At 70.4% G+C, this 11,840-nt stretch carries 10 protein-coding genes; 2 read left to right on the top strand and 8 right to left on the bottom strand.

From position 1 onward, the window contains the following. Nucleotides 1–13 precede the first annotated feature (13 nt). The 6 genes from ABZ807_RS28890 to ABZ807_RS28865 all read right to left on the bottom strand — a co-directional run bounded on the left by ABZ807_RS28890 (nucleotide 14) and on the right by ABZ807_RS28865 (nucleotide 5,810). A complete protein-coding gene (locus tag ABZ807_RS28890) occupies nucleotides 14–679 on the bottom strand; it encodes a hypothetical protein (RefSeq protein WP_357164715.1) in 666 nt (221 codons plus the stop codon). A 391-nt stretch (nucleotides 680–1,070) separates the two neighbouring features. Next, complete coding sequence (locus tag ABZ807_RS28885) at nucleotides 1,071–1,217, bottom strand: hypothetical protein (protein ID WP_357164712.1); 147 nt, start codon at nucleotides 1,215–1,217, stop codon at nucleotides 1,071–1,073. A gap of 204 nt (nucleotides 1,218–1,421) precedes the next feature. Beyond that, nucleotides 1,422–1,703: a DUF3892 domain-containing protein gene (locus ABZ807_RS28880; RefSeq protein WP_357164709.1), complete on the bottom strand. Its 282-nt coding sequence runs from the start codon at nucleotides 1,701–1,703 to the stop codon at nucleotides 1,422–1,424. A 203-nt stretch (nucleotides 1,704–1,906) separates the two neighbouring features. Continuing rightward, nucleotides 1,907–4,783, bottom strand: a complete 2,877-nt coding sequence (locus ABZ807_RS28875) for a vitamin B12-dependent ribonucleotide reductase (protein ID WP_357164721.1) — start codon at nucleotides 4,781–4,783, stop codon at nucleotides 1,907–1,909. A gap of 65 nt (nucleotides 4,784–4,848) precedes the next feature. Beyond that, nucleotides 4,849–5,343, bottom strand: coding sequence for a transcriptional regulator NrdR (gene nrdR, locus ABZ807_RS28870; protein ID WP_357164706.1), 495 nt, complete (start codon nucleotides 5,341–5,343; stop codon nucleotides 4,849–4,851). Between the two features lie 200 nt (nucleotides 5,344–5,543). Continuing rightward, nucleotides 5,544–5,810, bottom strand: coding sequence for a hypothetical protein (locus ABZ807_RS28865; RefSeq protein ID WP_357164703.1), 267 nt, complete (start codon nucleotides 5,808–5,810; stop codon nucleotides 5,544–5,546). 113 nt (nucleotides 5,811–5,923) lie between these two features. On the opposite strand from ABZ807_RS28865, the gene lexA reads away from it, so the two are divergent. Next, nucleotides 5,924–6,709: a transcriptional repressor LexA gene (lexA, locus tag ABZ807_RS28860; RefSeq protein ID WP_357164700.1), complete on the top strand. Its 786-nt coding sequence runs from the start codon at nucleotides 5,924–5,926 to the stop codon at nucleotides 6,707–6,709. Nucleotides 6,710–6,818: 109 nt separating this feature from the next. On the opposite strand, the gene ABZ807_RS28855 is transcribed toward lexA, so the two are convergent. Further along, entirely contained in the window at nucleotides 6,819–8,552 is a 1,734-nt protein-coding gene (locus ABZ807_RS28855; protein ID WP_357164697.1) for a hypothetical protein, read from the bottom strand. Between the two features lie 48 nt (nucleotides 8,553–8,600). Next, nucleotides 8,601–10,073 carry a GTPase HflX gene (gene hflX, locus ABZ807_RS28850; RefSeq protein ID WP_357164694.1) on the bottom strand — a complete coding sequence of 491 codons (1,473 nt, stop codon included), beginning with the start codon at nucleotides 10,071–10,073 and terminating at the stop codon, nucleotides 8,601–8,603. 150 nt (nucleotides 10,074–10,223) lie between these two features. Between hflX and ABZ807_RS28845 the strand changes: the two genes are divergently transcribed. Next, complete coding sequence (locus ABZ807_RS28845; protein ID WP_357164691.1) at nucleotides 10,224–11,690, top strand: NAD-dependent malic enzyme; 1,467 nt, start codon at nucleotides 10,224–10,226, stop codon at nucleotides 11,688–11,690. Nucleotides 11,691–11,840 lie beyond the last annotated feature (150 nt).

The following is an 11,840-nucleotide window of genomic DNA, read 5'->3' as shown; positions in this document are numbered from 1 at the left end:
TCAACAGCAGTACTCAATGCAACTCGATCCTGAACTCGCCCTGCCAGACGGACTTGCTATGAACCGTTGGCCTCAACTCACCCTGGCAGACAGGGTCGCGCCGGCGAACAGGTGAGAACCAGAAGAGTTGGGAGAGCCGGCACCAGTAGCCGCCGGCCCTCCCACTGACGTTGCCGTACTGGCGCAGTGTAAGTATCTGTAACGTGCGCGATTCCTGCTTCCTGGCCAGGTCCGGTGACGCAGCGAGTGAGCAGACGAGTACACGACCGTCCAGAGTGCCGATCGCGAGGCGGCCTGGACTCAGCCGGGTTGCTTCGCCGACGCGCTCGGCGCGATCAAGGTCGTCGTGGCGTGCGGTGGTGCAGCTGCACCGGACGAGTGAGAGCGGGACGACGCGGTGGCCGTTGACCCGTAGCTCCTGCCGAGCGTGCACCGCGCCGTCCTCGGCGCGCCGGAGCACCAGTTCCCCTGAATTAAACGTGACGTAGACAAAGTCGCCGTCGGCGTCAAGCGCAGTGGCCTGATGGTCGCCGTGAAAACCCATTGCAGCTCGCCGGTCCGGTAGGTCCAGGTCGACCTCCGCCAAGACACTCGGATCGAGTGTCCAACGCCCGCCCTCGAACCTGCGCGGCGTCTGCGTCAACACCAGGGCCGTTCGCCCCTCCGGCAGCACCTTCACCTGGCAGCAACGTCGTCTGATAACCACGCGCGGTTGACACCACGATTGGCTGCGGACCCGACCGCAGGTAGTCGAAGAACGCCTCCACCTCAGCAGGGCGCCACTGCCACGGGTACCGTTTGGAGTACTCGACCAGCCTGCGAACCAGCGCCGTACGTGCGGCGATGGTGTCCGGCTTTAGGAACCGAGCCTGTTGCTGGTCTCCCAGCCCTCCAGCATCGCGGCGAACACCGCAGCCGCGGGATCGAGGTGCACAACTCCCGACTGGCATCAGCGACGCCGCCGAACCCGGTAGGAAGCCGCCACTCGCCACGTTGCGTCCAACGCAACATCACTGAATCAGTTACGGGCAGTGCGGCTGCCCAGGCTGTAGGACCTGGGCAGCCCGGAACTACTTGCGCTTCGAGGGCTTCGACGGCGTCTGCGACAGCGCGCTAGCGGCCGCCGACTTGTCCGCCTTCGACGACTTCGCGTTCGCGAGCACCTTGCCCGCAGCCGAAGCCGCCTTCGAACCGGTCTGCCGGTTGTTCCGAGCCATGTCCATCACCTCCTCCGCAGTTTGATCTGCGGCTGGGGATGTGGTGTCATGCTGGTTCTGACGCGCAGGCGACACCACGTCCCTGCCGCAGCGACCGCCCGACCCCCTACAGGATCGGGCGGTCGCCCGTTTCTCTCTCACCTAACGCGGCGACGGAGGCCAGACACTGCCCCGTGGAGCGTTGGGGCGGTGATCACCTCACGGTTATCGCCTAGGTAGAGCCAGCAGGTTGTCGGTCCAAACACCGTCGGCGTGCGTGCGCAGGTACTTCTCGCCGTGGACCGGCTTGACGACACCGACATCGGCTCGGTTGCCACGCCCGTCCTCGACGTACGCCTTGCCGTTCTTGGACTCGATCCACGAGACGATCTCCGCACGGGAGTTGTCCCCGGTCTCGCTGGTGGAGGGGTCCGTCCACCACAGGCGCACGATGTGCTGGTGCGTCGTGCCACCCGAGAGGCGGATGGCGGTGATCTTGATTGACACGTTCGGTTCCTCACTCTGTGTCCCGATTTTTACAACATGAAGTGAGGGTCGTACGCTATCGCTGCGACACGGGTTGCGTAGCGACCCTTGGTTGAGGCGGGCATTGGCGTGCCCGCCTCAACTGCTTTATGGAAGTGCCCGACAGGTGATGCTCTCTACAAAGCGGATGTTGAACGTTGCACTCAATGCAACTCCGCCCGGTTTCAGCTGCAGCCGCTGGTGGAGCCGCAGCCCTCGCAGACGTAGCAGCTACCGGCCGGGCGCATCTTGGTGCCGCAGGTGAAGCAGAGCGGCGCGTCGGCGGCCTTGCCGATCACGGCCTCCAGCAGCTCGGTGGAGGAGCCCACCGAGGGCGCCGGCTTGACGGCGACGACGTCCGCCATCTCCAGCGCCGGCTGGGCGACCGGGCCGACCTTCGTCTCCGGCGCCTCGACCGGAGCCGAGGACGCCATCGCGGTGAAGTCGGTGCCGGCGCTCTCCGCCTCCGCCTCGGCCCGCAGTTGCGCGGCCCGCTCGCTGGCGGTGAAGATGCCCAGCTCGGCGCGGCGCTCGTAGGGCAGGAAGTCCAGCGCCAGGCGACGGAAGATGTAGTCCATCACCGAGGCCGCCATCCGCACGTCCGGGTCGTCGGTCATGCCGGCCGGCTCGAAGCGCATGTTGGTGAACTTGCTGACGAACGTCTCCAACGGAACGCCGTACTGGAGGCCGATGGAGATGGCCACCGAGAAGGCGTCCATCACGCCGGCCAGGGTCGATCCCTGCTTCGACATCTTGAGGAAGACCTCGCCGAGGCCGTCGTCCGGGTAGGACGACGCGGTGAGGTAGCCCTCGGCGCCGCCGACGGAGAAGGAGACCGTCTCCGAGGGGCGCTTCTTCGGCAGGCGCTTGCGCACCGGCCGGTACTCGACGACCTTCTCGACAGCCTTCTCGACCGCCACCGGAGCCTCCGCCACCGCCTTGTTCGGCTTGGCGACCGACAGCGGCTGGCCGACCTTGCAGTTGTCCCGGTAGATGGCCAGGGCCTTGAGGCCGAGCTTCCAGCCCTCGAAGTAGATCTTCTCGACGTCCTCGACGGTGGCCTGCTCCGGCATGTTGACCGTCTTGGAGATGGCGCCGGAGATGAACGGCTGGACGGCCGCCATCATCCGCACGTGCCCCATCGGGGCGATGGAGCGCTCACCCATCGCGCAGTCGAAGACCGGGTAGTGCTCCGGCTTGAGACCCGGGGCGTCCACCACGTGGCCGTGGTCGGCGATGTGCTCGACGATCGCCTCGACCTGCTCCTCGGGGTACCCGAGGCTGCGCAGGGCGCGCGGCACGGTCTGGTTGACGATCTGCATCGAGCCGCCGCCGACCAGCTTCTTGAACTTGACCAGAGCCAAATCGGGCTCAACGCCCGTAGTGTCACAATCCATCATCAAACCGATGGTTCCAGTGGGCGCGAGTACTGCGGCCTGCGAGTTGCGCCAGCCGAGCTTGTCACCGACCTTGTTGCCCTCGGTCCACTGCTTGGTGGCCTCCCGCTGGATCGCGGTGGCGACGGTGCCGGCCGGCTTGATCGCGTCGTTGGCTGCGGCGTGCTTGCGCATGACCCGCTTGTGCGGCTCGGCGTTGCGGGCGTAGCCGTCGTACGGGCCGACGATGCCCGCCAGCTCGGCCGAGCGGCGGTACGCGGTGCCGGTCATCAGCGAGGTGATCGCCGCGGCGACCGAGCGGCCCTGCTCCGAGTCGTACGGCAGGCCCGACGCCATCAGCAGCGCGCCCAGGTTGGCGTAGCCGATGCCGAGCTGCCGGTAGGCGCGGGTGGTCTCGCCGATCTTCTCGGTCGGGAAGTCGGCGAAGCAGATCGAGATGTCCATCGCGGTGATGACGAACTCGACCGAGCGGACGAACTTCTCCACCTCGAAGCCGCCGTCGGCGCGGAGGAACTTCATCAGGTTGAGCGAGGCGAGGTTGCACGAGGAGTTGTCCAGGTGCAGGTACTCCGAGCACGGGTTCGACGCGGTGATCCGCCCGGTCTCCGGGCAGGTGTGCCAGTCGTTGATGGTGTCGTCGTACTGCAGGCCCGGGTCGGCGCACTCCCAGGCGGCCTGGGAGATGGTCCGGAACAGCTTCTTGGCGTCGACGGTTTCGATGGTCTGCCCGTCGAGCCGGCCGCGCAGGTCGAAGCCGCCGCCGCTCTCCACCGCGGTCATGAACTCGTCGGAGACCCGGACCGAGTTGTTGGCGTTCTGGTACTGCACGCTGACGATGTCGGCGCCGCCCAGGTCCATGTCGAAGCCGGCGTCCCGCAGCGCGCGGATCTTGTCCTCCTCGCGCGCCTTGGTGACCACGAACTCCTCGATGTCCGGGTGGTCCACGTCGAGGATGACCATCTTGGCCGCGCGCCGGGTGGCGCCACCGGACTTGATGGTGCCGGCGGAGGCGTCCGCGCCGCGCATGAAGCTGACCGGGCCGGAGGCGGTGCCGCCGGAGGAGAGCAGCTCCTTGGAGGAGCGGATCCGGGACAGGTTGGCGCCGGAGCCGGAGCCGCCCTGGAAGATCAGCCCCTCCTCCTTGTACCAGTCCAGGATGGAGTCCATCGAGTCGTCGACCGAGAGGATGAAGCACGCGCTGACCTGCTGGGGCGACGGGGTGCCGACGTTGAACCAGACCGGCGAGTTGAAGCTGAACACCTGGTGCAGCAGCATCCAGGTCAGCTCGTGCGCGAAGATCTCGGCCTCGGCGGGGCCGGCGAAGTAGCCGTGCTCCTCACCGGCCTTGCGGTAGGTGGTGACCACCCGGTCGATCAGCTGCTTGAGCGACCACTCGCGCTCCGGGGTCCCCACCGCGCCCCGGAAGTACTTGGTGGTCACGATGTTGGCCGCGTTGACGCTCCAGGAGTCGGGGAACTCGACCCCGCGCTGCTCGAAGTTGATCGAGCCGTCCCGCCAGTTCGTCATCACGACGTCGCGGCGCTCCCACGCCACCTCGTCGTAGGGGTTCACGCCCTCGGTCGTCCAGACCCGCTGGACCTTGAGCCCCGACACCGCGCCGGCCTTGGTCCGCGACCGACTGGTTGTCACGCCGTCCCCCGCCATCTCATCCGCCCCCTCGTCTGCGCGGTCACCCACCGCGCGTCGTCATCTGTCAGAAACTCGAAAAATCAACCGGTCGAGCTGGCAGCCTCGACCGCGCCGGCGTCGGCGCGGGCGCGCGCGGCGGCCCGCAGCGTCTCGATCTCGCGCTCGAAGTCGGCGAGCGAGTCGAAGGACCGGTAGACGCTGGCGAAGCGCAGGTAGGCCACCTCGTCCAGGTCCCGCAGCGGGCCCAGGATCACCAACCCCACCTCGTGGCTCGGGATCTCGGCGGCCCCCTTCGCCCGCACGGTCTCCTCGACCTTCTGCGCGAGCAGCGCGATCGAGTCCTCGTCGACCGGCCGGCCCTGGCACGCCTTGCGCACCCCGCCGATGATCTTCGTTCGGCTGAACGGCTCGGTCACCCCGCTGCGCTTGACCACCGCGAGCACGGCCTCCTCGACCGTGGTGAACCGCTTACCGCACTCCGGGCAGGAGCGGCGGCGACGGATGAGCTGCCCGTCGTCGGCCTCCCGCGAGTCGACCACCCGAGAGTCGGCGTGTCGGCAGTACGGACACCGCATAGCCTGACCTCCTTGATCGACCGTGGGTGCCCGCGACCGCTCTCCGGGCACGCCTCGACCCGGCGGGGCCACCGTCGGTGGCCGTCGCCGTCGTCGACAGTACGGGAGTGCGGTCGGTAGTCGAACCCAACCTGTAGGCGACTTACGCCCGTGTGACTACTACATCTAGGGGTCGACCGTATGCCGCCGACCGAGCGCGGTCAAGTTGGCAAGCGTGTCCGGCGCGTCACCCGGAAAACCGCCTGGACGCCGACCGCCGACATCCCCAACGGTGCGGCCCGCGGGAGGTTACCGCCCGTCCGGCCGGAACGCGAGAAACGGACGGCCACCACGAAAGCGCCGCTGGAATCGAACAGCAGTTCGACGACGACGTACCATTTACCAGAACAGACGTTCGAGTTTCCAGGAATGCCGCGCCGACACGCCGATGCCAGGTCGTACAGATGTTTGAAAATGACCGATCCCACCTATACGGTCATGAACGACCGGGCGCGTCGCACGACGTCGGGCCCGGCCCCGCGACACCCCCGCACGCACCACGAGCCGCCAAGGCACCCAGCGCCGACCAGGGAGGACGGACGTGACCGAGGACCGGGCCAGCCGGCAGAAGAACCCGCAGCAGATCGCCGAGGCGGGTCCACCGGCCACACGGCGCCCCCGCCCCGCCCGCAGCCGGACGGGGCAGCCGGCCGTGCGCCCGGTCACCCCGGTCGTCAGCAGCTTTCCCGACCCGGCGACGGTCGACCTCACCGCCCGGCAGCGCCGGATCCTGGAGTTCATCCGCAGCTGGGTCGAGCGACAGGGTTACCCGCCGAGCGTGCGCGAGATCGGCGAGGCGGTCGGTCTGGTCTCCCCGTCCAGCGTCGCCTACCAGCTCAAGGAGCTGGAGAAGAAGGGCTTCCTGCGCCGCGACCCCAACCGGCCACGCGCGGTGGACGTCCGGGCCCCCAGCGACGCCGTCGACGACGAGCTGAGCCGCTCCCAGCGGCCCACCCCGGCGTACGTGCCGATGCTGGGCCGGATCGCCGCCGGTGGGCCGATCCTCGCCGAGCAGGCGGTGGAGGACATCTTCCCCCTCCCTCGCGAGCTGGTCGGCGAGGGCGAGGTCTTCATGCTCCAGGTCAAGGGCGACTCGATGCTCGACGCGGCGATCTGCGACGGCGACTGGGTGGTGGTCCGGCAGCAGCCGACCGCCGACTCCGGCGAGATCGTGGCCGCCATGCTCGACGGCGAGGCGACCGTCAAGACCTACCGGCGGCGGGACGGCCACGTCTGGCTGATGCCGCAGAACCCAGCCTTCGACCCGATCCCCGGCGACGACGCCACGATCATGGGCCGGGTCGTCGCGGTGCTGCGCCGCATCTGACCCCACACGCACGCGACGGGTGGCAGCCCCCAAGGAGCCGCCACCCGTCGTCGTGTCGAGCCGCTGCGGGGACGTGGCCGGCCGGTCACGTCACGGAAGCGGCACTGGCTCAGTAGCGTCCGCCCCGGCCGGGCGGCTGCCCGTACCCGTCCTGGCCGCCGTGCCGGTCGTCGTACCCGTCGCCGTGGCGCGGACCGGAGCGCTGCTCCCGGGAGTGGCGACGCGGGGGTTCTCCGCGACCGCCGCCGCCGTAGGCGCCGCCGCCGCCGTAGGCGCCGCCACCACGCGGGTCGCCACCGCCGTGCGGCGCGCCGCCGGGCGGGCCACCCGGGCCGCCGCCACGCGGGCCACCGCCCTGGGGGGCGCCCGCCGGGCCGCCACCGTAGCCGCCGCCCGCCGGCCGGCCACCGCCGTAGACGCCGCCACCGGGGCGACCGCCACCCGGGCCGGCGGGACGCCCTCCTGCGGGCGCGCCGGGCCCGTCGGGACGACCACCACCGGGAGCCGCGCCGGGGCGACCACCGCCGTAGACGCCGCCGCCCGCGGCCGCCCGACCCGGGGCGCCACCGGCTGCCGCGGGGGCACCGTAGACGCCGGCACCGGCGGGAGCCCCGCCGTAGACGCCACCGCGGGAAGCCCCCCCGCCGGCGTCGCCGGGGCCGAAGCCGTCGTCCCGGCCCCGGTCGATCGCCCCGGGGGAGTACGCGTCGTCGCCGTCACGGCCGTCCCGGCCGTCGTCCGCCGGGGCGGGCCGGCGCCGGGACCGCAGGATGCCGAAGATGCCCGCGCCGACGAGCAGCGCGCCGAGCACGCCGACCGCGCCGATCAGGTACGTGATCTGCTCCAGGCTGATCGTGTCGAGCCAGGACTTCTCGGTCACCGGCTTCTTGGCGCCGGCGCCGCCGGCGAGCGCCTCCGCCCCGGCCGTCGACGGGGTGTACGCGAGGATGTCGATCGGGTCGTCGGCGCTGAGGGTGCCGGCGTCGGAGACGGTGAGGAAGGTCTTCCCGTCGGGGCTGTAGGAGATCGCCTCGCCGAACGGGTCGGCCAGCGGGGTCACCCGCGGCTTACCCGTGGTCAGCGCCCCCACGATGTCGTCGCCGGTCACGTCGTACTCGAAGGCGTCCGCGTAGGTGCGCAGCACGACCTTCGAGCCGTCGGGCGAGCGGGCCGCCCCGGTGATCGCCACCCGGCCGAAGATGTTCATCGGGTTGTCGGTGGTCGTCTCCGGGAGCTTGATCTCGCCGACCTTCTTCATCGGCACCGGCTCGGTGTCGCCGTTGGGCAGCTTCCCCGTCGGGGTGTAGATCTCCGCCTTGCCGCTGGGCACCTTGGTGATCACCAGCGGCAGGTTGTCGGCGCCGACGAGCAGCGCTTCAGCGTCGTGCGGCTTCTTCTCCGGGTACGACAACCGGTGCAGCACCGGCTGCTTGCCACCGCCGATCGGCATGGTCCACACCGCGATGCGGGAGCGCCGGTCCTTGCCCGGGTTGTCGCCGATGTCGGCGATCCAGAGCGTCTTGCCGTCCGGCGAGACGGCCAGGTCCTCGGTGTCGAAGGGGCCGTCGCCGGTGTAGCGGACCTCCCGGGCGATCTCGCATTTCGCGTCGAGGTAGAAGACCTTCTTGCGGCTGTCCTGCAGCGAGCTGTCGTTGACCACGATGTAGCCGGTCTTCGTGGCCACCAGCCCGGACAGCTCGCGAAGCCGCGGGTCCTCGACGGTGCAGCGCTTCTTCGGGGCGGGAGCGGAGGTCGCTGGTGCCGCCACGGCGGCACCGGTGGCGGCCACGATTGCCCCGAGCAGGCCGAGGGCAACCGTGACCGAGGAAACAGCGCGGCGCATTTCGTCAGTGTCGCATGCCGCGGTGAACGGGCGTGTCCACCGGGAGCGCTACCGCGCCCCGGCGATCGCCTCCGCTGCGGCGAACGGCGCCAGCTCGGCGGCGAGCGCCGCGCCGACGCGCACGTGCAGCAGAGTGCCCTCCGGCAGGTGGGAGGTGCTCAGCACCTCACCCTGGCGGTGCACCCGGGCCACCAGGTCACCCCGGTCGTACGGGAGCACCACGCGGACCTCCACCGCCGGGCGGGGCAGCCGCTCCTCGACGGCCTGCCGCAGCCCGTCGATGCCGCGCCCGCTGTGCGCGGAGACGAAGACCGCGTCCGGCCAGAGCCGCTTGAGCCGCAGCAGCGTGTCGTCGTCAGCCGCGTCGGTCTTGTTGACCACCAGCAGCTCGGGGAGCCGGTCGGCGCCGACCTCGGCGAGCACCTCGCGGACGGCGCGGACCTGCTCCTCGGGGTCGGGGTGGGCGCCGTCGACGACGTGCAGCACCAGGTCTGCCTCGGCGACCTCCTCCAGGGTCGAGCGGAACGCCTCGACGATCTGGTGCGGCAGGTGCCGGACGAAGCCGACCGTGTCGGAGAACGTGTAGAGCCGGCCGTCGGAGGTGGTGGCCTTGCGGGTGGTCGGGTCCAGGGTGGCGAAGAGCGCGTCCTCCACCAGCACCCCGGCCCCGGTCAGCCGGTTGAGCAGGCTCGACTTGCCGGCGTTGGTGTAGCCGGCGATCGCCACCGCGGGAACGGCGTTACGGGAACGACGGGCGCGCTTGGTCTGGCGTACCGTCCGCATCGCCTTGATCTCCCGACGCAGCCGGGCGATCCGGTGGCGGATCCGCCGCCGGTCGGTCTCCAGCTTGGTCTCACCGGGACCGCGCAGACCCACGCCGCCGCCGGCGCCGCCGCCGCGACCGGAACCACCGGTCTGCCGGGACAGCGTCTCACCCCAACCGCGCAGGCGCGGCAACAGGTATTCGAGCTGGGCCAGCTCGACCTGCGCCTTGCCCTCCTTGCTCTTGGCGTGCTGGGCGAAGATGTCGAGGATCAGCGCGGTGCGGTCGACGACCTTGACCTTGGTGCGCTGTTCCAGGTTGCGCAGCTGGGACGGCGACAGCTCACCGTCGCAGATGACGGTGTCGGCGCCGGTGGACAGGACCACCGCGCCGAGGTCGTCGACCTTGCCCCGGCCGACGTAGGTGGCCGGGTCCGGGCGGGTACGCCGCTGGATCAGCCCTTCGAGCACCTGCGACCCGGCCGTCTCGGCCAGCGCCGCCAGCTCGGTGAGCGAGTTCTCGGCGTCGCTCTGCGTGCCCTCGGTCCAGACGCCCACCAGGACGACCCGCTCCAGCCGCAGCTGGCGGTACTCGACCTCGGTGATGTCGGTGAGCTCGGTGGAGAGGCCGGGGACCCGCCGCAGCGCCTGCCGCTCCGACAGCTCGTACTCGCCGGTGGTGGCATCGAGCTCGTCGTCTGAGAAGGGTACGTAGGTCTCCTGGTCTAGCAAGCTGTCTCTCCTGTCCGTTCTGTGCATGTACCGAGCAATCCTGACACGTGTCAACGCCGGACGCACCTGCTATATGCCCGCCGGGAAAAGCCGCAAAAGCCGGGGGCGGATGCCGGCCGGCGTCGACGGGCGAGTAGAAATGCCTGGCGAGCCGCTCAGCGTCAACGGAGGGACCCCGTGGCAATCACCCGACTACCGAGTGCCGGATTCTCGATCACGATCCGGATCGCGGTACCCGCGGACGCCTCCTCGATCGGGCGGCTGACCACCGCTGTCGGTGAGGCCGGCGCGATCGTCACCGCCCTCGACGTGGTCGACTCCGACCCGACCAGCGTCATCGTCGACCTCACCTGCGACACCGCCGACGCCAGCCACGCCGACCAGGTGGTCGACGCGCTGACCGGGCTCGACGGCGTGGACGTGCGCAAGGTTTCCGACCGCACCTTCCTGCTGCACCTCGGCGGCAAGATCGAGGTCAGCTCGAAGGTGGCGCTGCGCACCCGCGACGAGCTGTCCCGCGCGTACACCCCGGGGGTGGCCCGGGTCTGCCAGGCAATCGCGGACAACCCGGCGGACGCCCGCCGGCTGACCATCAAGCGCAACACCGTCGCGGTGGTCAGCGACGGCTCGGCCGTGCTGGGCCTGGGCAACCTCGGGCCGGCGGCGTCGCTGCCGGTGATGGAGGGCAAGGCGGCGCTGTTCAAGCGCTTCGGCGGGGTGGACGCCTGGCCGGTGGTGCTGGACACCCAGGACACCGACGAGATCGTGTCGATCGTCAAGGCCATCGCGCCCGCGTACGGCGGGATCAACCTGGAGGACATCGCCGCGCCGCGCTGCTTCGAGATCGAGGCCCGGCTGCGCGAGGCGCTGGACATCCCGGTCTTCCACGACGACCAGCACGGCACCGCGATCTGCGTGCTGGCCGCGCTGACCAACGCGCTGCGCGTCGTGGGCAAGCAGCTCGCGGACGTCCGGGTGGTCGTCTCCGGGGCCGGCGCGGCCGGCACCGCGATCATGAAGCTGCTGCTGCGCCAGGGCGTGGGCGACATCATCGCGTACGACCGGCAGGGCGCCCTGCACCGCGGCCTGACCGGGCTCAACCCGGCCTGGCAGTGGCTGGCGGAGAACACCAACCGGGAGAACTACTCCGGCGACCTGCCCGGGGCGGTACGCGGCGCGGACGTCTTCATCGGGGTGAGCGCGCCCAACCTGCTCACCGGCGACGACATCGCCACCATGGCGAAGGGCGCGATCGTCTTCGCGCTGGCCAACCCGGACCCGGAGGTCGACCCCCGGGAGGCGCGCAAGTACGCCGCGGTGGTCGCCACCGGCCGTTCGGACCAGCCGAACCAGATCAACAACGTCCTCGCCTTCCCGGGCGTGTTCCGCGGCATGCTCGACGCGCACGCCGAGGAGTTCACCGAGGAGATGGCGATCGCCGCGGCCCGGGCGATCGCGGACGTGGTCGGCGAGGACAAGATCAACCCGACGGTGATCGTGCCGAGCGTCTTCGACTCCCGGGTCGCCCCGGCGGTCGCCGCGGCGGTCCGCGCCGCCGCCACCGCCCCCACCCCGCCCCCGGCGGCCGACCCCGGCCCGACGGACCTCCCCGAGATCGCCGCCACCGCCAGCGCCACCCCCTGACCCCGCTCCGGGTGCGTTCTGGCCGCTCTCGCGACCAGAACGCACCCCCCCCCCCCCCCCCCCCCCCCCCCCCCCCCCACAAAAAAAAAGAGGGGGGGGGGTGACCCCAAAACACCCCCCAAAAAAAAAAAAAACCGGGGGCCCCCCCCC

The sequence above is a fragment of the Micromonospora sp. NPDC047548 genome (assembly GCF_040642975.1).
Classification (GTDB): domain Bacteria; phylum Actinomycetota; class Actinomycetes; order Mycobacteriales; family Micromonosporaceae; genus Micromonospora.
This window is presented reverse-complemented; position numbering and strand designations above follow the sequence as displayed.